22 protein-coding genes are annotated in these 24691 nt (G+C 34.2%); 8 read left to right on the forward strand and 14 right to left on the reverse strand.

Annotated features, from left to right (window positions below; genetic code table 11):
• Nucleotides 1–37: 37 nt before the first annotated feature.
• The 4 genes from AC0608_RS12620 (at nucleotide 38) to hemN (ending at nucleotide 4635) form a co-directional block, all read left to right on the forward strand.
• Nucleotides 38–2050, forward strand: a complete 2013-nt coding sequence (locus tag AC0608_RS12620) for a DUF349 domain-containing protein (protein ID WP_478289298.1) — start codon at nucleotides 38–40, stop codon at nucleotides 2048–2050.
• A 151-nt stretch (nucleotides 2051–2201) separates the two neighbouring features.
• On the forward strand, nucleotides 2202–2552 hold the full coding sequence (locus tag AC0608_RS12625) for a hypothetical protein (RefSeq protein ID WP_478289299.1): 351 nt from the start codon (nucleotides 2202–2204) through the stop codon (nucleotides 2550–2552).
• A 111-nt stretch (nucleotides 2553–2663) separates the two neighbouring features.
• Nucleotides 2664–3140, forward strand: a complete 477-nt coding sequence (locus tag AC0608_RS12630; RefSeq protein WP_478289300.1) for a hypothetical protein — start codon at nucleotides 2664–2666, stop codon at nucleotides 3138–3140.
• Between the two features lie 130 nt (nucleotides 3141–3270).
• Nucleotides 3271–4635 carry an oxygen-independent coproporphyrinogen III oxidase gene (gene hemN, locus AC0608_RS12635; RefSeq protein WP_478289301.1) on the forward strand — a complete coding sequence of 455 codons (1365 nt, stop codon included), beginning with the start codon at nucleotides 3271–3273 and terminating at the stop codon, nucleotides 4633–4635.
• 72 nt (nucleotides 4636–4707) lie between these two features.
• Here the strand turns inward: hemN and AC0608_RS12640 are convergent, their stop codons facing one another.
• The 8 genes from AC0608_RS12640 to AC0608_RS12675 all read right to left on the reverse strand — a co-directional run bounded on the left by AC0608_RS12640 (nucleotide 4708) and on the right by AC0608_RS12675 (nucleotide 13517).
• Nucleotides 4708–5409 carry a sulfite exporter TauE/SafE family protein gene (locus tag AC0608_RS12640; RefSeq protein WP_478289302.1) on the reverse strand — a complete coding sequence of 234 codons (702 nt, stop codon included), beginning with the start codon at nucleotides 5407–5409 and terminating at the stop codon, nucleotides 4708–4710.
• Nucleotides 5410–5482: 73 nt separating this feature from the next.
• Nucleotides 5483–5935 carry a FixH family protein gene (locus AC0608_RS12645; RefSeq protein WP_478289303.1) on the reverse strand — a complete coding sequence of 151 codons (453 nt, stop codon included), beginning with the start codon at nucleotides 5933–5935 and terminating at the stop codon, nucleotides 5483–5485.
• Between the two features lie 41 nt (nucleotides 5936–5976).
• On the reverse strand, nucleotides 5977–7395 hold the full coding sequence (ccoG, locus tag AC0608_RS12650) for a cytochrome c oxidase accessory protein CcoG (protein WP_478289304.1): 1419 nt from the start codon (nucleotides 7393–7395) through the stop codon (nucleotides 5977–5979).
• 75 nt (nucleotides 7396–7470) lie between these two features.
• Nucleotides 7471–8370 (reverse strand): cbb3-type cytochrome c oxidase N-terminal domain-containing protein, encoded by a 900-nt coding sequence (locus tag AC0608_RS12655; RefSeq protein ID WP_478289305.1) that lies wholly within the window; start codon nucleotides 8368–8370, stop codon nucleotides 7471–7473.
• A gap of 26 nt (nucleotides 8371–8396) precedes the next feature.
• Nucleotides 8397–8567, reverse strand: a complete 171-nt coding sequence (locus AC0608_RS12660; protein ID WP_478289306.1) for a cbb3-type cytochrome oxidase subunit 3 — start codon at nucleotides 8565–8567, stop codon at nucleotides 8397–8399.
• Nucleotides 8568–8572: 5 nt separating this feature from the next.
• Nucleotides 8573–10762 carry a cytochrome-c oxidase, cbb3-type subunit I gene (gene ccoN, locus AC0608_RS12665; RefSeq protein ID WP_417959566.1) on the reverse strand — a complete coding sequence of 730 codons (2190 nt, stop codon included), beginning with the start codon at nucleotides 10760–10762 and terminating at the stop codon, nucleotides 8573–8575.
• A 28-nt stretch (nucleotides 10763–10790) separates the two neighbouring features.
• A complete protein-coding gene (ccoS, locus tag AC0608_RS12670) occupies nucleotides 10791–11000 on the reverse strand; it encodes a cbb3-type cytochrome oxidase assembly protein CcoS (protein WP_478289307.1) in 210 nt (69 codons plus the stop codon).
• Between the two features lie 117 nt (nucleotides 11001–11117).
• On the reverse strand, nucleotides 11118–13517 hold the full coding sequence (locus AC0608_RS12675) for a heavy metal translocating P-type ATPase (protein ID WP_478289308.1): 2400 nt from the start codon (nucleotides 13515–13517) through the stop codon (nucleotides 11118–11120).
• A gap of 109 nt (nucleotides 13518–13626) precedes the next feature.
• Between AC0608_RS12675 and AC0608_RS12680 the strand changes: the two genes are divergently transcribed.
• Nucleotides 13627–14307 carry a Crp/Fnr family transcriptional regulator gene (locus AC0608_RS12680; RefSeq protein WP_478289309.1) on the forward strand — a complete coding sequence of 227 codons (681 nt, stop codon included), beginning with the start codon at nucleotides 13627–13629 and terminating at the stop codon, nucleotides 14305–14307.
• Nucleotides 14308–14318: 11 nt separating this feature from the next.
• Here the strand turns inward: AC0608_RS12680 and AC0608_RS12685 are convergent, their stop codons facing one another.
• The 4 genes from AC0608_RS12685 to def form a co-directional block, all read right to left on the reverse strand.
• On the reverse strand, nucleotides 14319–15767 hold the full coding sequence (locus AC0608_RS12685; RefSeq protein ID WP_478289310.1) for an APC family permease: 1449 nt from the start codon (nucleotides 15765–15767) through the stop codon (nucleotides 14319–14321).
• A gap of 45 nt (nucleotides 15768–15812) precedes the next feature.
• Nucleotides 15813–16586 (reverse strand): nucleoside triphosphate pyrophosphohydrolase, encoded by a 774-nt coding sequence (mazG, locus tag AC0608_RS12690; protein ID WP_478289311.1) that lies wholly within the window; start codon nucleotides 16584–16586, stop codon nucleotides 15813–15815.
• Between the two features lie 80 nt (nucleotides 16587–16666).
• The gene (locus AC0608_RS12695) at nucleotides 16667–17155 is read right to left on the reverse strand and encodes a DUF5606 family protein (protein WP_478289312.1); all 489 of its coding nucleotides are present in this window, start codon (nucleotides 17153–17155) and stop codon (nucleotides 16667–16669) included.
• Between the two features lie 87 nt (nucleotides 17156–17242).
• The gene (gene def / locus AC0608_RS12700) at nucleotides 17243–17830 is read right to left on the reverse strand and encodes a peptide deformylase (RefSeq protein WP_478289313.1); all 588 of its coding nucleotides are present in this window, start codon (nucleotides 17828–17830) and stop codon (nucleotides 17243–17245) included.
• 194 nt (nucleotides 17831–18024) lie between these two features.
• On the opposite strand from def, the gene AC0608_RS12705 reads away from it, so the two are divergent.
• Entirely contained in the window at nucleotides 18025–20256 is a 2232-nt protein-coding gene (locus AC0608_RS12705) for an FUSC family protein (RefSeq protein WP_478289314.1), read from the forward strand.
• Nucleotides 20257–20294: 38 nt separating this feature from the next.
• On the opposite strand, the gene AC0608_RS12710 is transcribed toward AC0608_RS12705, so the two are convergent.
• Nucleotides 20295–21791, reverse strand: coding sequence for a malate:quinone oxidoreductase (locus tag AC0608_RS12710; RefSeq protein WP_478289315.1), 1497 nt, complete (start codon nucleotides 21789–21791; stop codon nucleotides 20295–20297).
• A 118-nt stretch (nucleotides 21792–21909) separates the two neighbouring features.
• Entirely contained in the window at nucleotides 21910–22326 is a 417-nt protein-coding gene (gene ruvX, locus AC0608_RS12715) for a Holliday junction resolvase RuvX (RefSeq protein ID WP_478289316.1), read from the reverse strand.
• A 516-nt stretch (nucleotides 22327–22842) separates the two neighbouring features.
• On the opposite strand from ruvX, the gene AC0608_RS12720 reads away from it, so the two are divergent.
• Nucleotides 22843–23658, forward strand: coding sequence for a 2,3,4,5-tetrahydropyridine-2,6-dicarboxylate N-succinyltransferase (locus tag AC0608_RS12720; protein WP_417959553.1), 816 nt, complete (start codon nucleotides 22843–22845; stop codon nucleotides 23656–23658).
• 34 nt (nucleotides 23659–23692) lie between these two features.
• Complete coding sequence (locus AC0608_RS12725) at nucleotides 23693–24673, forward strand: glycosyltransferase family 2 protein (RefSeq protein WP_478289317.1); 981 nt, start codon at nucleotides 23693–23695, stop codon at nucleotides 24671–24673.
• Nucleotides 24674–24691: the final 18 nt, after the last annotated feature.

Here is a 24691-nt window from a genome sequence, read left to right on the forward strand (position 1 = left end):
GTCTTCATTACAATTAGAAACCTTACACATTGAAAAAATGTTAGAAGAAAAGAACGATAACCTGCTTAATGCAGATGGAAATTCAGAACAAAATTCTGTTGAATCTAGTCCATCAGAACCTATAGTTTTAGCAACTGCTTCAATTGCTGAACCCAGCGATTTACCAGCAGAAGATAATGTGGTTATTCCATCTGAGGAGGAAGCTGCAAAAACAGTTTCCTATATTGAAACCGATAATCAATCAGCAACAGATGCTATAGCAGAAACTAACGCTGAGGAAAGTGAAGATGAATCATTAAAAGAACGTCATGAAATTCCTATGCAGGATTATGATACCTTATCTCTTGAAGCACTTCTAGACGAGCTTAAAAGTTTAGTTTCTAATGAAAAAGCAATGTCCTTTAAGGAGCATATTGAAGAAATTAAAAAAGCCTTTTTAGCAAAATACAATCATCTTCTCGAGGAGAAAAAAGAAGAATTCCTAGCCGAAAATAAAGATTCAAATGAAGAATTTCAATATTATTCTCCACTGAAGTCCCAATTTGATAAATACTACTCTCAATTTAGAGACACCAAAAATACCCATTTCAAAAGTCTGCAAACGAATCTGAAAACCAATTTAGAAAACCGCTTAGCAATTGTTGAAGAACTAAAGGAATTAATAGATCCTCAGGCTAACATCAAAGACACTTTAAAACATTTCAATGATTTAAGAGAACGATGGAAAACGGCTGGACCAATTCCAAAAGATAAATACAATCATGTTTGGAATAACTTTCATTTTCATGTTGAAAATTTCTATGATTATTTGCACTTGGACAGAGAAGCCAGGGATTTAGATTTTAAACACAACTTAGAGCAAAAGCAAAAAATTGTAGCACGAGTTGAAGAATTAGTGAATGAAGCGGATATCAACAAAGCGTTTAGAGAATTACAAGATTTACATAGAATCTGGAAAGAAGACATTGGTCCAGTTTCGAGAGAACACCGTGATGCAATCTGGAACAAATTCAGTGATTTGACAAAAAAACTGCATGATAAACGTGAAGTCCTGTTTGAAAATCAAAGGGGAACTGAAGTAGAAAATTTAGAAAAGAAAAAAGAAATTATTGCTAAAATTGAAGTTTTGGCTACTGAAAAAGTGAATGCTCATACTCAATGGCTCACCCAAATAGAAAAAGTGGAAGCGTTGCGTACCGCTTTCTTCTCGGCTGGAAAAGTACCTTCGGATGTAAATGAAGAAACTTGGGCTAGTTTTAAAACTGCGGTAAGAAATTTTAATTCTTTCAAAAATTCATTTTATAAAGATATTAAGAAAGATCAAAATGACAACTTGAATAAAAAAACGGCTCTTGTTGCCAAAGCCAAAGAATTACAAGAAAGTCTTGATTTTGCTGCCACTACTCCAATCATGAAACAAATTCAGGATGAGTGGAAACAGATAGGGCATGTGCCAAGAAAATATTCAGATAAAATTTGGAAAGAGTTTAAAGATGCCTGCAATCATTATTTTGACAAATTAAAAGAGCAAAAAAATGAGGAAAATGGGGAGGAAGTTGATGCTTTTGATAATAAAAAAGCCTACTTGGAAACATTGAGAGAATTTCAATTGACCGGAGATCACAAAACAGATTTGGACGCTATCAAGTTACATATTGAAACCTGGAAAAACTTTGGAAAAGTACCGTTCCCAAGAAGGCATATTGAAGGGAAATTCAATAAAATTCTGGATGCCCTTTTTGAAAAATTGAGTTTAAGCAAAAAAGATACTGATATGATGCGTTTTGCTAATAGGATGGATCACTTGTCTGAAAGCAATGACACTCGCAAGCTTGATAATGAGAAAATTTTCTTGATGCGTAAAATTGATGAAGTACAGAATGAAATTTTTCAACTGGAAAATAACATTCAGTTTTTTACCAATACAAGAAATGCTAAAAAAGAAAATTCTATAGTATTAGAGGTTCGTAAAAACATAGCCATTCATAAGGAAAGTCTTGATGTTTGGAAAGATAAACTAAAACAATTAAGAAATTTGAAAATAGACTAAATTTCAAAATTATTTCAAAATCAAAAATCATAAGCCTCAAACAATATTAGTTTGAGGCTTTTTTTATAAAATGAATTCGCTCACATAAATTTTAACTTACATTTATTAGAACAAAAAATCTAAAACCACTTCTAAATTTTAAATTTGTAAAATGAATTGGATTCAAAAAATAGGAGTTTTTATTGGACTGATACTAGTTTTATTATTTCCCTTTGCAGCAAAGGAAGAATCAATGCCTACAATAATACCATTAGAAAACTCCAGTTCTTCAGTTTCTGTTGACAGCTTCCATTCTTCCGATTTTATTCAACCTCAAGTTAGTAACACAGGCACTGCCTGTCATAAAACTCCAGATTACACCATTACAAAATATCTGGAAAATTTTTTGATTCCAACTCCTGAATTTAAAATCACTACCTTTTTAATTCGTTTCGCAAAACAAGACATCAATAGATGCGAAATGGTTTCGCTCCTACTCTTTCCTTTTCATTCTTTTTGGTGATATAAACCCTGGTTTCTTATTTAGAAGATAGACTTTTCTTCCCATTGAATTGATTCCATTTGGTTTTCAGTTCAACTTACCATGCTTTATCAATAACTTAAAAACAAAAAAATGGATACATCCGTAACAATAATTGGCATTATACTAATATTAATAATTGCTATTCCTCTTTTCTATTCTATTAGGAATAGCTCGATTAATAAAACAAAGATTAAAGCCATAAAAGCTAAATTCAGTCAAAACGATTCTTTTAATTTTAAATTAACCGAAACACTTAATAAAAAAGTATTGGCATTAGATGAAATAAATAAAGGATTTCTTTTGATAGATTTAAACGCAAAGCAAGAAGTTGTTTCGTTTGTAGACTTAAAAAGGATACAATCCTGCAAACTAGTTCTAACTACAGAAAATAATAGTGATATTATTATAAAAATTGATTTTGAATTTCAATACAAAGTAAGCAAAACTGCAGCATTCATACCGTTTTATAAAATTGAGAATGATCAAATAGGTCAAGTTTGCTTATATGAGGATCATCAACTAGCCAAAAAATGGACAAAAATGATTCAGGATTGCATCACCACTTAAGAAACTGATTTGTTCTGTAAAAGAGGCTTTTGACGCCTCTTTTTTTGTGAAATATTTTTTCTGTATGATAATTATCATTTTAATATTTGAGCAGTCGTTTTACTTTTGCTTAATGTTAAATGACTCCGCTATGAAAAATTATTTAATTCAAAAATACAATGTTCCAGGCCCCAGATATACCAGTTATCCAACGGTTCCCTATTGGGATGAAACTGATTTTTCAGATGAAATTTGGGCTGAAACGCTAAAAAAATCATTTAAAGCAAGTAATAACATTGAGGGAATCAGTTTATACATTCATTTGCCTTTTTGTGAAAGCTTATGCACTTTTTGTGGCTGTAATAAGCGTATTACAAAAAATCATGCGGTTGAAAATCCGTATATTAAGGCCGTTTTGAAAGAATGGACTTTATATTGTAAAATTCTTGGAGAAAAACCAACCATCAAAGAAATTCATTTGGGTGGTGGAACGCCCACATTTTTCTCTACAAAAAATTTAGAAGATTTAATAAATGGTATTTTTTCTCATGCCAATAAAGCCAAAAATCATGAGTTTAGTTTTGAAGGTCACCCCAATAATACATCGTACGAACATTTGCAAAAGCTGTACGATTTAGGTTTTAGAAGAGTGAGCTTTGGTGTTCAGGACTATTCAGAGAAAGTACAAAAAGCAATTCACCGTTTGCAGCCTTTTCATAATGTGGCTAAAGTTACATTCTGGGCCAGAGAAATTGGGTACACATCTATAGGTCATGATATTATTTTTGGTTTGCCATTTCAGGACCTAGAAGATGTTATCGATACAATTGAGAAAACAAAATCATTACAGCCCGATCGATTGGCCTTTTATAGTTACGCGCACGTTCCATGGATTAAAGGAAATGGACAACGGGGTTTTCATGATAATGACATTCCAAAAGACGACAAGAAGAGGCTATTGTATGAAATTGGTAAAAAATTATTACATAAAAATGGTTATTATGAAATAGGAATGGATCATTTTGCGTTGAAAACAGACCGTTTACATGAGGCTTTTCAAAACGGCACATTGCACCGTAATTTTATGGGCTACAGCTCTTCAAAGACACAAGTAATGGTTGGATTGGGAGTTTCTTCCATCAGTGACAATTGGTTCAGTTTTGCACAGAACGTAAAAGATTTAGAAGATTATTATCAAATACTAGAATGGAATAAATTACCCATTTTCAGAGGACATTTATTGACTAATGAAGACCTCATCATCAGAAAACACATTCTGAATTTAATGTGCCAATTTGAAACTTCCTGGACAAACAAGGAAATGTATTTCAATGAAATTCCCACTATTTTACTTCAATTGAAAGAAATGGAAAATGATGGTTTAGTAATCATTACAGACAATAGCATTACCGTTACAGAAAAAGGGAAACCGTATGTTCGTAATATTTGTATGGCCTTCGATTTACGTTTAAAAAGAAAAGCTCCAGAAACCGAATTATTTTCGATGACAATCTAATGCTTCACAATCTTACAAAATAAAAAAAGCACGCTGAATGGCGTGCTTTTTTTATACAAAACTTTTATAAAATTAGTGACAATTAGGGTCGGATTGAATATACAAACTCATATTTGACGGGGAAATATAAGGAATCCCTAATCCCAATCCCCTTAAAATAAATAAGCAACCAATGCATACCGCTACATAAGGAATCGCTTTCTGGATTCGGTTTCGTGAAGGTACCGTTAAGAATGAATTGATATATGCGACGCTACTCATCAAAGGAACGGTTCCTAATCCGAATAAAATCATATACAAAACTCCCAGACTTTCACTTTGCATAGCAATGGCACCAAACAAGGCAACATAAACCATTCCGCACGGTAAAAAACCATTCAGCAAACCAATCGTGAACAGAGATTTGTAACTCTTGTTTCTAAACTGACTTCCTAACGCCGTTTTGATTTTTGAAATTAATTTAAAAACTGGTTTTGAGAAATTGTATTTAGCAAAAAGTTTATCTGGAATTACCACCACAACTATCATGGCTACACCGATGAATATGGATAAATTCTGTTGTAAACCGGCCATAAAAAAACCTTTTCCAAGCAATCCAAAAACAAAACCTATTGTAGCATAAGCCGTTAATCTTCCTAAATGGTAGGTAATGATTTGAGCTGCTTTTTTGGTCTGATTCATTCTGTCTACGGGCAACATCATAGCAATAGGACCACACATTCCAATGCAGTGAAAACTACTTATTAAACCGAAAATAAAGGCAGTGTACAGCATTTTTTTAGTATAATATTATAATGTCGAAAGTCTTTAAGCCGATTGCTGGACTTTCTGACTTTTGACTTTAAGATTAATTGATATAAATTGTTTCCTTAGACAAATACGATTTCCCTTCGTATTGCCATTCCATATTAATGTCCCATCGACCGCCTGCCAAACTTTTTTTAGGTATGAGTAAAGTAGTAGCATCAGATAGTGAAATGGGAATTTCAAAATCTAATTTTTTGTTAGACGGTCTGTAAAGGGACACTTTACCTTTAATATTTATTGGAACGAATGTTTTTGGAAATACTATTTCAAGTCCATTTGATACACTATTTATTGTTGGTTTATGCACCAAATTTGCTGCATTTTGGATTCGAACCATTTCATCTCCAAAATGAGCATCATGTTTGTAATATTCTTCAACAACTAGCTCATTGTCATATTTTGAATCGGATTGTACCGTAAAAACAAAATACAAAATGAAGGTTATAAACAAACCAAAAGCGATTACGATTCCTGTTCCCCAGCTAATTTTCATGATATTTTATTTAAATGTTTTGAACCTTGAATTGAATATTACTAATCAAAACTACGCGGACTCAAAAAGTTAGTGGTAGCCGTTTCAATTTTTTTATCCCCATTATAAACCTCAATTTTCAGTTTTGTTTTATCACTGTCCAATAACTTTTGGTTAATTTCAACAAATAGCGTTCCGCCATTCATACCTTGTTTTGAAACTTTTAAATCTTGCTTCCCAACTACTTTTAAAGTTCCTTTTACACCCACCAATTTGAAATGAATATCATTAAAATCGGTATTGGTTTTATTAATAATTTTAAAAGTATAAATATTACTGATATTTTCGCCTTTGTGTTCAAATAACTGACCTGGTAGCCTAAAAACACTGGCTTCAACATCCGAACGTAAGAATAATAATCCAATCAAAATTCCTGTCAGAATGAATAATACGGCTGAATATCCTTTCATTCTGGGTGTAAACTTGAACGTTACTTTTTTCTCGATTTCATCATCAGAGGCGTACCGAATCAATCCTTTAGGCAATCCTACACCGTCCATAATGGTGTCACATTCATCGATACAAGCGGTACAATTGATACATTCCATTTGCGTTCCGTTACGGATGTCAATTCCAGTTGGACAAACATTTACGCATTGCTTACAATCGATACAATCGCCTTTTCCGGTAGCTTCTCTATCCTCTTGCTTATTAAATTTAGCTCTTCCTAATTCTTTTTCGCCACGAACAAAATCGTACGCTACATTAATCGATTTATCATCTAATAAAACGCCTTGCAATCTTCCGTAAGGACAGGCAATAATACAAACCTGCTCTCTAAACCATGCAAAAATAAAATAGAAAACTCCTGTGAAAATCAATAAGGAAACCAAAGTACTCAAATGATTTTCAGGTCCTTCTTTAATCATTAAAAACAACTTATCACTACTGATAAGATATGCCAGAAAAACATTGGCAATAAAAAAAGAAATGATTAAAAACAGAGTCCATTTGAAGGCTTTTTTTCTTATTTTCTCTGCATTCCATTCTTGTTTTTCCAAACGAATCTGAGCACCACGATCGCCTTCAATCCAATATTCTATTCTGCGGAAAACCATTTCTAAAAAGATAGTCTGTGGACAAATCCATCCACAAAATATTCGTCCATAAATCACCGTAAAAAGGATGACGAAAACGACACCAATAACCATAAAAAGAACGAACAGATAAATATCCTGCGGCCAAAATGGAAATCCGAAAATATTAAATCGCCGCTCCAATATATTGAACATCATGAACTGATTGCCATTTATCTTTATAAAAGGATTCGCAACAAGTACAATCAGTAAAAAATAACTAACCCATTTCCTGTAATCATAAAATTTTCCGGAAGGCTTTTTGGGAAAAATAAATTTTCTGTTTCCTTCCTCATCAATCGTGCCGATGGTATCTCTAAAAGTTTCGTCTGATAATTTTGACATTTTTTTTATTTAAAAAACAAGTTCAAAATAATTATTAAAGTTCTTAAGCTAAATAAAAACGTGTGTTTCTAATTGTTATTTAACAGCAACAGTACCCTTTTCTTCCACCCAAACTTCCCCTTCCGGAGCTTTTGCATCAGGTGGATTAGTTCCCTTCAAGGATAGAATGTAGCTGGCCACTTTTTGCATTTCTTTTGGTTTTAATGTTCCTTTCCAAGAAATCATTCCTTTTCCGTCACGCCCTCCATTTACCAAAGTATGAAATACATTTTTTATTCCGCCACCTAAAATCCATTGTTCGTCTGTTAAATTTGGCCCAATTTGTCCTCCACCGTCCGCTCTGTGACAAGCTGCACAGTTAATAGTAAAAATTTCTTTTCCCGCTGCTAAATCAGTAGGATCTATCAACAAGGTTACCGTTTTTTCATCCATCATGTCTGGAGCCGTTTTCATATATTCAGCAATATCAATTTTGGCTTGAGCCACTTCTTTTCTAAGCTCCACCTCTTGATTATCAGCTCCTAAAACTTCATATCGTACCATATACACAACCCCAAAAATGATACAAGCATAGAATAAATACACCCACCACGGTGGCAAATTGTTATCTAATTCTTTGATGCCGTCATAATCATGATCTAATAATAACTGACCTTCATTATCTAATGGCTCGGTTTTAGTCAATTTTTCCATCAGCTTTTGGTACCATTCGCTATCCTTGAAACTCAAATCGTTTGCCTCATTTAATTTGTTTTTTTGTTCTTCGGTCAATAAATGATACATAATAGTATCAACAGCGCCCATCGTCATTTCAATTACTATCAAAAGAAAAAGAAACACGAATAAGAATACAGAAACCATTGGAAATTTTATAAAAGCAGGACGATCTCCTGAGTCGATAAAATATTCCATTGCCATCAATACAGCAAAGAAAATAACGGGGACTCTAACGTATACTGGAATTAATTTTTTCATTTTTAAATTTTAAAAAATTACATTGTTTAATTGTCTCTCAATGGAATTTGGCTCAATTCGCTTATCGTTTCTTTCTTATAAGAGAACACCCAAAGCCCGAGGCCCACGAAAAAGACGAAAAAAATTAATAATGATACGATGGGATATAGTGCCACACCTTCTATCGTTTCCATATTGTGCTTTATTTGTTCGAACATAACTTTTATTTTTTAGCGACATCTTTTACTTTAATATCGGTTCCAAGTCTTTGCATGTAAGCAATCATAGCTACAATTTCTCTTTCGTTCATTGGAACAAATTCCTCTCCTCTAGCTTCGGCTTTTTTCTTGCTTTCATTATAACTTTTCACAAAGTCAGGATCATTTTTTAAGCTTTCTTCAATTGCAACAGCTTGTTTTCTTAAATCATCTAAACCACTTTTTATCTCAGTTGCTGTGTAAGGGACACCAAGCGTCACCATAACCTGCATTTTCTTTTGAGTCAAAGAAATATCCATCGGTTTATTGTCAAACAGCCATTTGTAACCTGGCATAATGGAGCCTGCAGATATACTTTGCGGATTCCAAAAGTGGTTAAAATGCCAATTATCATTATATTTTGCTCCCACTCTTAATAAATCCGGACCAGTACGTTTGGATCCCCAAAGAAATGGATGATCGTAAACAAATTCTCCAGCTTTAGATTGCGGTCCATACCGTTCCACTTCACTACGGAAAGGACGAACAGACTGCGAGTGACACCCTACACAACCTTCCCGAATGTATAAATCACGTCCTTCTAATTCCAGTGGAGAATACGGTTTGACACTTGCAATAGTTGGAATATTAGATTTCACCAAAATCGTAGGTACAATTTGGATAACACCCCCGATTAAAATCGCGACAGTTGCTAAAATGGTTAATTGAATGGGTTTTCTTTCTAACCAAGGGTGAAATTTCTCCCCTTTAACTCTTCCCGCACTAATTTTCAATAATTCAGGAGCTTCCGCTAATTCATCTTCAATTTTAGAACCAGCTCTTACCGTTTGAATAATATTATACACCAAAGTAAACATTCCAATTAAATAAAGGGTTCCACCAATGGCTCTCATCCAATACATTGGCATAATTTGAGTTACTGTTTCCAGGAAGTTACCGTAGGTTAAAGTTCCGTCTGGGTTAAATTGTTTCCACATCGATGCTTGTAAAAAACCAGCAACATACATGGGAATTGTATATAAAATGATTCCTAAAGTACCAATCCAAAAGTGAAAATTAGCTAACTTAAGTGAGTACAAATTACTTTTGGTCATTCTGGGTACCAACCAATAAATCATACCGAAAGCCATAAATCCATTCCAAGCCAATGCGCCTACGTGCACGTGAGCAATAATCCAGTCCGTATAATGTGCAATAGCATTTACATTTTTAAGCGATAGCATTGGACCTTCAAAAGTTGCCATTCCGTAACCAGTGATTGCTACCACGAAGAATTTTAAAACTGGATCGACTCTTACTTTGTCCCAAACTCCTCTCAAGGTTAATAATCCGTTTATCATTCCACCCCAAGATGGTGCAATTAACATAATAGAAAAAGCAACCCCTAAATTTTGTGCCCAGTTAGGCAATGCAGAATATAATAAATGGTGCGGTCCAGCCCAGATGTAAATAAAAATCAACGACCAAAAGTGCACAATGGACAGTCTATAAGAATATACCGGACGATTTGCCGCTTTGGGAATAAAATAATACATCAGTCCTAAGAAAGGCGTGGTTAAGAAAAAAGCAACCGCATTGTGACCATACCACCATTGCACTAAGGCATCTTGAACTCCTGCATATACCGAATAACTTTTCATTCCAGAAACTGGTAATGATAAACTATTAAAAATATGTAAAACTGCCACGGTAACGAATGTTGCCAAGTAAAACCAAATGGCAACATACAAATGGCGCTCTCTACGTTTTAAAATGGTTCCAATCATATTGATCCCAAAAACAACCCAAATTAAAGCAATTGCAATATCTATTGGCCATTCTAATTCAGCATATTCTTTTGAAGAACTATACCCCAATGGCAAGGATATAGCTGCAGCCACAATGATTAATTGCCAGCCCCAGAAATTAAGATTACTCAAAAAATCACTATACATTCTGGCTTTTAACAATCGCTGTAACGAGTAATAAATACCCGCAAACATGGCATTTCCCACAAAGGCAAAAATAACTGCATTCGTGTGCAAAGGTCTCAATCGACCGTAACTCAACCACGAAATACCATCCGTTATATTTGGAAAAAGAAACATAAAGGCCAAGGTGAGCCCCACTATCATTCCTACAACTCCAAAAACAATGGTTGCATAAATGAATTTTTTTACAATTGTGTTATCATAATAAAACTGCTGCATTTTCATAAATTATAAAATTAAATGATTGAAAAATTTAAAGTTTGTGTTGAATATCAGAAGTCTCCTGACTCTTGCCTTTTGGTTTTTCTACTTTTGACTGAACGAGTTCATCGTCAAAAAGCATTCTTACTGATGGTGTATAATCATCATCATATTGACCTGTTTTTACTGCTCTTATAAAAGCAATAAAGAAACCAATGGCTACTAGTATACTGATGGTGATTAATAGATAAATGACACTCATACCTTAATTTGTGTTAACAAAGTTACTTTGACGTTTCCGGGTAAAACATGACATTTATCATACTTATCGGTAGCTCCTAATTTTTGGTAAAAGCACAATTGGAAAACGGGAACGATTCTATTTCTTATTTGCATAATAGTTACTCATTAAGGTTACAAAGCTTACTATGGTTACTGTACTCAAAGGCATAATAATTGCCGCAACCAAAGGCAATAAATTTCCAGTAATAGCAAATGATAATCCCACCACATTGTACAATAAGGACAATCCAAAACTTATTTTGATAGTCGTTATGGCATTTTTGGATAATTTCAAAAAATAGTTCAATTTTTGAAACTCATTGGCATCTAAAATAGCATCACAAGCCGGTGAAAAAACATTCACATTTTCAGAAATGGAAATCCCAACATTGCTTTGTGCCAAAGCTCCGGCATCATTTAACCCATCGCCTACCATCATCACGTTTTTACCTTTGTCTTGCAAGTTTCTAATAAATTCTAATTTCTGTTCCGGTTTTTGATTGAAAATTAATTCTGTGCCTTTCGGCAAAAGTTGCTCAAGAATGGTACGTTCGCCTTCATTGTCACCCGATAAAACCTTGATTTTATAGGTCCTGCTTAAGTTCTTGAAAAGCGTCTCAAGTCCTTCCCTGTATTGATTATTGAAAATATATTTTCCATAATAAACATCATTTATCTGTATGTGAACCGAAGTCCTCTCCCCAACCCTCGCCAAAGGAGAGGGAGACAAAATACAAAATGGAGGTACACAAAATTCTTGTGAGCCAATCTTAATTATATTTTCTTCAATCTTTGCTTCAATACCTTTCCCTGTAATCTCTTCAAAACAACTCGTCTTTACTCTTTTCATTTCAGGTAAAAAATCATACAACATTCTACTTAATGGGTGGTTTGATCCACGAAGTGTGTTTTTAATTAATTGCAAATTTTCATTCGTAATCTCATTACCCTCGTAAGTTATATTCGATTTTTTATTGGTGGTAATCGTTCCTGTTTTGTCAAAAACAATTGTATCTACTTTGGCCAATTGCTCAATAACCAATGCGTTTTTGAGATAGAATTTCTGCTTGCCTACAATTCGTAATACATTTCCAAAAGTGAAAGGCGCCGTCAATGCCAAAGCGCATGGACAGGCAACAATAAGAACAGCGGTAAACACATTGAAAGCAATGTTAACGTCTTTAGAAATCCAATATCCAAATCCCGCAAAAGCAATTAATAAAAGTATTGGAGTGAAATAACGAGAAATTCTGTCTGTAATGGTTTTGTGTTTTTGCTCCACATTTTTCTGGAACACATCATTACTCCATAATTGTGTCAAATAGCTTTGAGAAACCGAATGCAAGACTTCTATTTCGATTACTTTACCTATTTGTTTGCCGCCGGCAAATACTTTATCTCCGGATTGTTTCGCTATTGGAATCGCTTCTCCGGTGACAAAACTGTAATCGATTGCTGCTTTTTCAGAAATTAAAATCCCATCCACGGGAATGAGCTCTTGGTTTCTAATGAGAAGTCTGTCTCCTTTTTCAACTTCGTAAATAGCCACACTCTCTTCGGATAAATCCGTATTTATTTTGGTAATCGCTATTGGGAAATACGATTTATAATCCCTTTCAAAGCTCAAAAAACCATACGTTTTGATTTGGAACATTTTACCCAAAAGCATAAAGAAAATCAACCCAGATAAGCTGTCAAAAAAACCAGATCCATACTCCATAACAATATCAAACGTACTGCGTACAAACATCACCACAATTCCTAACGCAATAGGAATATCGATATTCAGCATTTTAGTTTTGATACTTTTATAAGCTGAAAGATAATAACCGCTGGCCGAGTAAAAGAAACTGGGTAAGACTAAAGCAAAAATCAACCAACGGAAAAAGCCACGGTAATGGTCTAACCAATATTCCTTTACTTCAAAGTATTCCGGAAACGAAAGCAACATGATATTTCCAAAACAAAAGAAGGCAACGCCCAATTTATAGGTTAAACTTCTATCTATCTTAGTAGTACCTGCTTCATAGTTTTCTAAACTGATGTAGGGATCATAACCAATGGAACTCAACAAATAAACAATTTCTTTGAGAGAAACCACTTCTGGATTAAAAGTGATTCGAACTCTTTTTTCTGGAAAATTTACCTGAGAAGTGTTTATTCCTTTTTGAAGACGCTGTAAATTTTCCAGAATCCAAATACACGAGCTACAATGAATATGTGGAATGTTAAGTGAAACAATAGCGGTTGCATTTTCTTGAAATTCCAAAAGTTTTGAAACGATACTTTCATTATCTAAAAAATCATATTTTCCATTACTATCTTGTGGGGTTGCTCCAGGTGATTTTTCAAAATCATAATAACAAGTCAAATCATTAAGACTAAAAATTTCGTATACGGTTTTACACCCGTTGCAACAAAAAATTTTAGCATCAAATAAAATTGCTTCTTCTTTTATACTATCTAAACCACAATGGAAACAGTTTTGTGTGTCCATAACTTTACTCATTTTACCTTCAACAAAGTACCTAAACGATTGTTAATTAAAACATGACATTTATCATATTAAAGGGTTAGTTTTGCACTATTAATAAATGACTAACAATATGAGCAAATGCGAACAATGTATCGTCAGAGAATTTAGCTCTTTAAAAGCCCTTACTAAAGAGGAGTTACTAAAACTTTCGAGCTGCAAAACATCGCATATCATTAAGAAAGGGGATGTTATATTTGAAGAAGGAGAGAATGTCAATGGTATCTATTGCATCAAAGATGGCATTTGCAAATTGACAAAACTCAGTGCTAATGGTAAAGACCAAATAGTAAAACTAGTTACAAAAGGAGAATTATTAGGCCAACGTTCTATGATTAGTGATGAACCTGTAAACTTAAGTGCAATAGCGCTGGAAGACATGCAAGTTTGTTTTATTCCCAAGTCAGAAGTCATGGGATATTTTGACAAGAACAACCAGTTTTCAATGAATGTAATGAAAACTATTTGTGGTGATTTAAAAGAAGCCGATGATCACATGGTTACTTTAGCCCAAAAAACGGTCAAAGAAAGACTCGCCGAAACGCTTCTTTATTTGCACGATACTTTTGGAAAAAACAAAGACAACTCTTTAAAAATACAACTCTCCAGAGATGAATTAGCCAGCATGATTGGTACTGCTACTGAAAGTTGCATTCGTTTATTATCGGATTTCAATAAATTAGGATTGATTGAATTGATGGGCAAAAAAATCGTTTTAAAAGACATCAACAGCCTTAAAAAACTAGCGGATTAATTCAACTTGCTTTATCCTTTCTTATTCATTACAAAATAATATACCGGAATTCCCATTGCTACTATACACAATCCCAACCCAGTATTGAACGTGTCATAAATTAGCAAAGTGAGACAAATGGCAGAGGTCACCATAATATATATAGCAGGAACTACAGGATATCCAAAAGCTTTATAGGGCCTCTCAGCATTGGGTTCTTTTTTTCTAAGGATAAAAACTCCAAAAATGGTCAGAATATAAAACAATAATGACGCAAAAGTAGCATACGTCAGTAAATCTCCAAATTTTCCTGAAATACAAAGTACACAAGCCCAAATACACTGCACCCATAAGGCTTTGGCTGGTACTTGATTTTTATTCAGCTCGGTTGCTTGTTTAAAGAACAGTCCGTCCTTTGCCATTGCAAAAAACAATCTCCCGCCCGAAAGAATCAAACCGCTGTTGCACCCAAAAGTAGAAACCATAATTAGTCCAGCCATCACAAAAACGCCTACATTTCCCATAATCATGCTGGCTGCGGCCGCTCCTACTCTATCATTACTGGCAAACATGATTCCGTTACCGGCAATATCAGCAGTGTTTGGGGTTCCTTGCATGGGTAACAAAGCCAAATAAGCAACATTCGCTAAAACATAGATGACGGTAACAATTAAAGTTCCAAGAAACAAGCTTCGGGGAATATTCTTTTTAGGCTCTTTAATTTCACCTGCTATAAAAGTAACATTATTCCAAGCGTCACTAGAAAACAAAGAGTTTATTATCGTTGCTCCAGCAGCGCCCAAAATAGCCATTCCTACTAATTTTGTCACTGTAATCGTTCCGTCAGGATTTACAACTGTTTTACTCGCGTCCCACATATTTTCAAAATTATTAGCCAAAACATCCGTTTGAAAACCAACGTATAATCCTAAAATTATCAGCGCAAAAAGTGCAATTAATTTAGCCGAAGTAAAGAGCAACTGAACTGTTTTTCCGCTTTCTACACCTTTCGTATTAATGTACGTTAGCAGTATTATACTAAAAATAGCCAACACTTTTTGGTACGAAAAAACAAAACCAGTACCCATAGTAAAAAGGGTACGATCCAAAACAGGAAAGAAGATAGCGGCATAATTAGCGAACGTAACTGCAATGGCAGCAATAACCCCAGTTTGAATTACTGTAAAAACAGTCCAACCATACAGAAAAGAAACCAATCGTCCATAAGCGCGTTGTATATATACAAATTGTCCGCCCGCATTGGGCATCATACCTGCCAATTCCCCATAACTCAATGCAGCTGCAACTGTGATCACTCCTGTTACCAACCAAATAACCAATAACCAAGCCGCCGAACCAATATCTCTGGCCATAGCTGATGTTACAATAAAAATCCCAGATCCAATCATGGAACCCGCAACTAAACTCGTGGCATCTATTAATCCTAAAGAACGTTTTAACTCGGTTTTATCTTCTGCCATTGTGTAATTTTAATTATTTAATACTGAACTCTGAAAAACTAAACTCTATAGTTTTTTCGCTTCTTCCCAAAACACATCCATTTCAGCTAAAGTCATATCCATTAAGGGTTTTCCTAATTCTCCTGCTTTACTTTCTAAATATTGGAAACGTTTGATGAATTTTTTATTAGTTCGTTCCAATGCATCTTCCGGATTTACATTTAGAAATCGGGCATAATTGATCATCGAAAATAAAACATCTCCAAATTCGGCCTCAATCTTATCCTGATCGCCTGCTTCAACCTCAACGTGCAATTCCTCTAATTCTTCTTGAACTTTATCCCAAACCTGATGCGATTCTTCCCAGTCAAATCCCACTGCTTTTACTTTATCCTGAATTCGGCTAGCTTTTACTAGTGCCGGTAAACTTTTGGGAACCCCTTCCAAAACCGACTTTTTGCCTTCCTTAAGTTTTAGTTTTTCCCAGTTTTGTTTTACTTCTTCCTCGTCTTTTACCACCACATCACCGTAAATATGCGGATGACGGTGAATTAACTTTTCACAAATTTCATTGCATACATCGGCTATATCAAAATCATTAGTCTCGCTTCCTATTTTGGCATAAAAAACAATATGCAATAACAAATCCCCTAATTCTTTTTTGACTTCGTTTAAATCATTGTCTAAAATAGCATCCCCTAATTCGTAGGTTTCTTCAATAGTGAGATGCCGCAAGGTTTGCATGGTTTGCTTTTTGTCCCAAGGGCATTTTTCACGCAAATCATCCATAATGTCTAATACTCTTTCGAAAGCTTGCAGTTGGTGTTGTCTTGAATTCATCAGAAATGGTTTTTGGTAAAAATAAAAAAATCCTGTTCAGAAAATAGCTGAACAGGATTAAATATTATTTTAAAATAGAATTACTCTTTTTGAGCTTTTGCTTTTTTTGCAGGAACTTTCACTTCTGCTGCAGGAGTTTCTTCTGCAACGACGGCAACCTCTTCTGTCACTGCATCAGCTGGAGCTTCATCAGTAATTAATCCTTTTGCTTGAAGCATATTGTACCAGTTTAAAACTTTTTTGATATCAGAAGGATACACTCTTTCTTCATCATAATCTGGTAAAATCTCTTTAAAATAAGCCATCAATGTAGCATTCTCTTGTTTATGAGATATTGCTGCACCTTTGTTTTCTTTATCAGCGATCATTTGCATGATTTCAGCTAATGGTTTTTCGCCTTCATAGGTGTAAATTGAAATTTCAGACAATAAACTCACATTGCTTTTCAAGTTCACTGTGATTTTTTTTCCGTCTGCCAATGATTCTGCTACAAAGCCAGTTCTAGTTTGTACTTTCAATACATATAAACCTGGTTTCCCTGAAATGGCTAATATTTTTTCTAAATTCATGTTTTGTGTAATTATTATTAAGAATTTGACTTATTTATTTTTTCTTTTAAATCCAAAAATCATACCAAGCAAAGCTGTAAATTTGTTTTATCTTCCCTTTTTGGCAAAAAATTTCATTCTGTAATCTTGGAATGTTTTACCTTCTAAGATGTTTTTTAGTTTCTTTTGAATCAATCGTTTTTTTAATGAAGATATTTTATCTGTAAACAAAATTCCTTCAATATGATCGTACTCGTGTTGAATTACTCTAGCTATTAATCCATCAAATACTTCGGTTTTCATCACAAAATCTTCTTCACAATATTCTATTGTTATGGTTGGGTTTCTGTAAACATCCTCTCTAACATCAGGAATACTTAAGCACCCTTCGTTAAAACTCCACTCTTCACCTTCTTCTTTTATCATTTTGGCATTGATAAAAGTTTTTTTGAATCCTTTTAATTCCTTTTGTTCCGCGTCTTCTAGATCTTCATCATCGCTAAAAGGAGTGGTGTCGATTACAAATAAACGAAGGGCTAATCCTACTTGTGGCGCAGCAAGTCCAACACCATAGGCATTATACATGGTCTCGTACATATTAGCAATCGTTTCTTTCAAATTTGGATGTTCCGGTGAAAGAACTTCACCTGTTTTTCTTAAAACGGGATCGCCGTATCCTATAATTGGTAAAATCATTCGTCTTGTATTAAGTATTGTCTACTGAAATTGAAATAGATTTCCTTTTCATTCAGTTTGCAAAAATAGTAAAAAAATAGACAATGAATAATCTGCCGTTAAATATTAGCTAATATTTACAATTTAAAACAAAAGACCTCTATTTATTCTTTGAATAATTCATACAAATCTTACCTTTGTCCCTATACTATAATATGATTTACAAAATCCGAAAATTTACTGATACTACCAATTTTACTAATGCTATAAAAGTTACCCTAGCAGCAGTAGTTCCCGTTGTATTGTTTTCGTTTTTTGATAAATTCGAAATGGGTTTTGCAATGGCTCTGGGTGCTTTTTTTACCTATCCCAGTGATATTCCGAGCAGTCTAAAACATAAGGTCAATGGTGTTCTAGTTACTGCCTTTTTAGTAGCAGGCATCAATTTAATTGTAAATATTGTCTATCCTTACTCTTGGATTTTCTATCCGTTTTTAGCTGTATTAATTTTTATATTATCTATGATTTCTGTGTACGGACAACGCGCCACGATGGTTTCTTTCTCCAGTCTCATTGCACTTTCGCTGGCATTTTCAAGTATCAATACCGGCTGGGTAATGGTGCAGCATTCCAGTTTAATTCTTGCTGGAGGCTTATTTTACCTCTTGATTTCACTTATTTTTCATTACATCAGACCGCATCGTTACATCGAATTACAAATTGCAGAATGCATTAAGCTTACGGCAAAATATTTAAAACTACGAGGTGATTTGTGGACTCTCAATGCCGATAAAAAAGCCATTACTGAAAAACAGTTACACCTTCAGGTGGAACTGAATACCATTCATCAAAACATCCGAGAAGTATTAATCAGCAGTCATATTACGTCTGGTTCTTCTAATCAAAACCGTAAAATGCTTTTGGTGTTTATTTCATTGGTAGAAATTCTGGAGCTGGCTTTATCTACCGCATTTGATCATGATAAATTGCATCATAAATTCGATAATCATCCAAAGGTTTTACTTACCTACCAACGTTTAGCGTACAATTTGGCAGCTAGTTTAAAACAATTGTCCAAAAGTGTAAAAAAACAAACGAAGTACATTTCTAAACATACTTTATTCAGTGATCTAAAAGCTTTACAGTTAGCCATTACAGATTATGAAAATGATTTAGGTAAAATCACTGCAACTGAAGGTGTTTTTATGTTAACAACCATGCTGCAGTATGCTGAAAAGCAAGTCGAAAAAATAACAATTGTCGAACGTGCTTTTACATTAACTTTTAATTCCCAAGACTATAAAGGCATTGATACCGATTTAGAAAAATTCCTGACCCCACAGTATTATCCGTTAAGTACTGTGACAGAAAACCTCAGTTTATCCTCTACTATTTTCAGACATTCCTTGCGATTAACGATAACTTTGATGATTGGACTGATTATTGGAAACTTACTGCCGTTCCACAACGTTTACTGGATTTTACTGACCATAATTGTAATTATGAGGCCTGGTTATGGCTTGACAAAAGAGCGTTCTTTTGATCGGATAATAGGGACTTTTATAGGTGGATTTATTGCTTTTGGAATTCTTTACTATGTAAAAGACAACATCATTATTAGTATTTTTTCTATTCTTTGTATGCTTTTGGGTTTTTTCTTCACACAAATCAACTACAAAGTAAGTGCTACTTTTGTAACCATGTATGTCGTTTTTATTTATGGAATCATAACGCCTAATATTGGAGATTTAGTACAATATCGCATACTGGATACCTTAGTCGGGGCTGTTTTAACATTTATGGCAAATCACTTTTTATGGCCTTCGTGGGAATTTTTAAATATTCCTATCTATTTAGAAAAATCGATTAAAGCTAATCAAGATTATCTAAAAGAAATTTCTGTTTTTTATAATAAAAAAGGAAGTATTCCAACTTCATACCGTCTAGCAAGAAAAAATGCTTTTATTGAAATTGGGAACTTAATGGCCTCTTTTCAAAGAATGGTTCAAGAGCCTAAATCAAAACAAAAACAAGTCCCACAGGTATATAAACTAACAGTCTTAAATCATTCTTTATTGTCCTCGCTGGCTTCGTTAGGAACTTATATACAATCGCATAAAACTACCACTGCTTCTGAGTCATTTAATGTAGTGGTGAACGCAGCAATTAAAAACTTAGATAATGCTATTGCGCTATTGAAAGAAAATAATTTAGAACTAGAAGAAAATCTTCCCAAAGAAGATTTAGCGATTCGTTTTACAGATTTAAAAAACATTCGAGAAAAAGAATTAAAAGAAGGAATTCCAATCGATGAAGAAGCGTTTCAAATGAAAATGCAAGAAGCGCAGTTAGTGATTGAGCAGTTAATCTGGCTCACTAATTTATCCGAAAACATTGTAAAAACAACTAAAATTTTAAAAAATATTAAAGGAAAGGCGCAAAAATAAATACAATCTAAAATGTAGCGCCTTTTATTTATAAATTTCTAATTATTCAGTTTCAAAACGGCAGCCGTTTCTTTTCTAATTGCTGCTAACAAGTCTGGATTGTTGTTTAATTCTTGACCAAAAGAAGGAATCATCGTTTTAAATTTATTTTGCCATTCTGGTGTTTCAAATTGTTCTTTAAAACACCTTTCGATCAATTCAACCATGATAGAAACAGCTGTAGATGCGCCTGGTGAAGCACCAAGCAAAACAGACAAAGTACCATCATCAGTGGTAATCACTTCAGTACCAAACTCCAGAATCCCGCCTTCTTTCTCGTCTTTCTTGATCACTTGTACGCGTTGTCCTGCCCGCTCCAAAACCCAGTCTTTTGATCGTGCACTAGGCACATATTCTCTCAACGCATTAATTCTGTCTTTTGGTGATTGACGCACTTGCTCTATTAGATATTTGGTCAACGGAATATTCTTAATTCCCGCAGCAATCATAGGAATAATATTGTCTGGTTTTATAGACAACGGCAAATCCGAATACGAACCATTTTTTAAAAACCGAGTTGAAAATCCAGCAAAAGGGCCAAAAAGTAATGCTTTTTCACCATTTATCATGCGGGAATCAATATGGGGTACTGACATTGGTGGTGCGCCAACACTAGCTTTCCCGTATACTTTTGCTTGATGTTTTGCGATCACTTCAGGATTGATACATTTAAGCCACTGCCCGCTTACCGGAAAACCGCCATAGCCTTTTCCTTCGGGAACATTTGCTTTTTCTAATAATGGTAAAGAACCACCACCAGCTCCAATAAAAACAAATTTAGTGTAGGCTTTTGTAGTTAGGCCTGTACCCAAATCAGTGATTTTTATTCTCCAAGATTTATCTTCCCTTTGTTTTAATTTTTGTACTTCATGATTAAAGTGAATGGTAACCCCTTCTAGCGTTGTTAAATAACCAAAAATACTTCTGGTTAATTCCCCAAAATTTACATCGGTACCAATTGCCATTGTGGTAGCAGCCACTTTGTCAGAATCCTTCCTGCCTTCCATAACCAAAGGCATTGACTGCATCAACTCAGAAAAATCAGTACTAAATATCATATCTTTAAAGAGAGGATTAGACCGTAAGGACTCATATCTTTTTTTAAGATATTCTACATTTTTATCCCCCCAAACAAAACTCATGTGTGGAATACTTTTTATAAATTTTTCAGGAGAAGGAACTTTATTCTCTTGGACTAAATAAGCCCAAAATTGACGCGAAACTTCAAAAGATTCCGCAATGCTAATTGCTTTTTTGGCACTAATACTTCCATCTTCACTTTCGGGAGTATAATTGAGCTCACAAAAGGCAGAATGTCCTGTACCAGCATTATTCCATGCATCAGAACTTTCGGCTGCGGCAATATCTAATCGCTCATAAATTTCAATCTTTATATCGGGTTGTAATTCTTTTAAGAGTAAGCCCAGAGTGGCGCTCATAATTCCAGCTCCTATAAGAACTACTTCACTATTTGTACGTATGGTTGTGTCAGGCATAACTATATTTTAAAGTGCAAAGATAAATTATATAATTGCAAAAAAAAGCATAAATTTTGTCTGAAAAGTTACATTTATCAAAACGTTTTATTGGCAAAACACTGATTCAATAGTGATTTTAAAATCGCTTTCGAGTCAAATAATCCTGAAGCATTATAGTAGCCGATATCTCGTCAATCAAAGCCTTGTTTTGACGTTTTTTCTTGCTCATACCGCTATCAATCATGGTTTGGAATGCCATTTTGGAAGTAAACCGCTCATCAACCCGAATGACTTTCATCTCTGGAAAATGATTGGTAAAATGTGTTACAAACCCTTTTATAATAGAGGCGCTCTCTGAAGGCTCGCCATTCATCTGTTTAGGCTCGCCAATGAGCACGGCTTCTACTTTTTCTCTGGCGAAGTACTCCTTCAGAAAAGTTATTGCTGTTGCCGATGGAATGGTTGTCAATCCCGAAGCAATAATTTGCATTTCATCAGTGACGGCAATTCCAGTTCGTTTTTGCCCATAATCGATGGAGAGAATTCTTGGCATTTATTTATTTTTTTCAAATATAACTATTTTATTTTTTCAATACTTTAGTAGCATTGGAAATATCACTTTCGTATTGTTTTGTTACCAAAAACTTTTTAATCCTTTATAAATCAACTCAGAAATATTTTTATTGTTTTTTGAATTACAGTGTTGTTTCGACGACCTTGTTTTCCATACTCCCAATTCAAAATTCAAAATTCTACTTAAATGATTGTTATAGTTAATAAAAGATTCATGTGCTGCTTACTATTTTCAATGGATATAATACGCACCACCGATTTATTTTTGACAATTGAAACCAAATTTTGAATCCATGTCATAAGCATCCTACAATCGGTATTTACAGTATTGTACTCTTACATCAGTAAAATTATTTTCGATTGCCTACTGCTTTTTCGTTAGTTCTCTAATTTAAAAACACATAACATAAAACAAGTTAAATCTGTAACATTTTCGACTGAATTTGCCTTTTTGCTTTTGGTTAAAAATCCTATCTTTGCCAAAAATAAATTAAAAATGAATCCATTACAAACTATTATAGAACAAGCTTGGGAAAACCGTGCATTGTTACAGGAAAAAAACACAACTGATGCTATCAGAGAAGTTATCGAATTATTAGATACCGGAAAATTACGTGTTGCCGAGCCAGTTGGTGAAGGATGGCAAGTAAACGAATGGGTTAAGAAAGCAGTAGTGATGTATTTTCCAATTCAAAAAATGGAAACGTTACATTCTGGTATTTTTGAATACCATGACAAAATGTTGTTAAAAAAAGACTTTGCCGAAAAAGGAATTCGTGTAGTTCCTAATGCAGTAGCACGTTACGGTGCTTACATTTCAAGTGGTGTTATCTTGATGCCAAGTTATGTAAACATTGGTGCTTATGTTGACGAAGGCACTATGGTGGACACTTGGGCAACCGTAGGAAGTTGTGCGCAAATTGGTAAAAACGTACATTTAAGTGGTGGTGTAGGAATTGGTGGTGTTCTTGAACCTTTGCAAGCGGCTCCGGTAATCATTGAAGATGGTGCCTTTATTGGTTCTCGATGTATTGTTGTTGAGGGCGTTCATGTTGGTAAAGAAGCTGTTCTTGGTGCCAATGTATGTTTGACTGCCTCTACAAAAATAATTGATGTAACCGGTGAAACTCCAGTTGAAATGAAAGGATATGTCCCTGCTCGTTCCGTTGTAATTCCTGGAAGTTATACTAAAAAATTCGCTGCTGGTGAATTTCAAGTACCTTGTGCTTTGATTATTGGAACTCGTAAACCTTCAACTGATTTGAAAACATCATTGAACAACGCGTTACGTGAATATGACGTAGCGGTATAATCCGTTTTCGTTTAAAAATTTTATAAAAAACCTATTGGATATTTCAATAATTATCGTCAATTACCGAGGTTGGAAAGCCTTGGACGAATGCTTAGAATCTATTGAGGCAATTATTTCAAGAGCATTCACATTCGAAGTAATCATTGTTGATAATTTTTCTAATGACGGACAATTTCCTGTTTTTAAACAAAAATATTCCAAGTTTACATTTATAGAAAATACTGGTAATAATGGTTTCTCAAATGGTTGCAACTTTGGTGCAACCATTGCTTCGGGAAACCATTTCCTTTTTTTAAATCCAGACACAAAACTTACACTTGAAGCTTTAGAAACGCTTTTGCAAACCGAGGTTTCACATCCTGAAATTGGAATTCTGTCCTGTCTTCAAATAAATGAAAACAATGTTTTTTACAAACAGAATAATTTATTTCCCGCTCTAGGAAGGTTTTTTGGAATCTCAAGAGCCATATTCAGAAAACTTAATAAAGCAAAACTAGAAAAACGTTTCAACAATACTAGCGATTTATTTTACCCGGATTGGGTGACTGGAGCTGTTGTTTTTATTAGTAGAAATTGGTTTAAAAAAATTAAAGGTTGGAACGAAGATTACTGGTTGTATTTTGAAGATGTTGACCTTTGCAAAAAAGTTACTGATCTTGGAGGAAAAGTTGCCGTAACCAGAAAAGCTACAATTTTCCATCAGCACGGCGGTGCCTCTCGAATAAATGTCAAAACAAAAGCACTTACAAAAACAGAAGTTATTATTTCTAAACACGTGTACATCAGCAATCAATTCTCCTTTGGAATTCAAATATATTTGCAAAGTCTATTGATTATAGGAGTTCTTCTGGAGAAAACACTACTATCTATTGTAAGCCTATTTTTGTTTTTTATTCCAAAATTAAAGGTGAACAGATTGATGCTTATAAGCTTATCCGTTTACTATTTTAATGCGCTTCAAAAACAAACGTGGATTAGTCCTCGCGCGATGAATTACTTGAAAACAAAAGCTTAATTCTCTAATTTTCTTCAA

The organism is Flavobacterium sp. GNP008 (assembly GCF_056428965.1).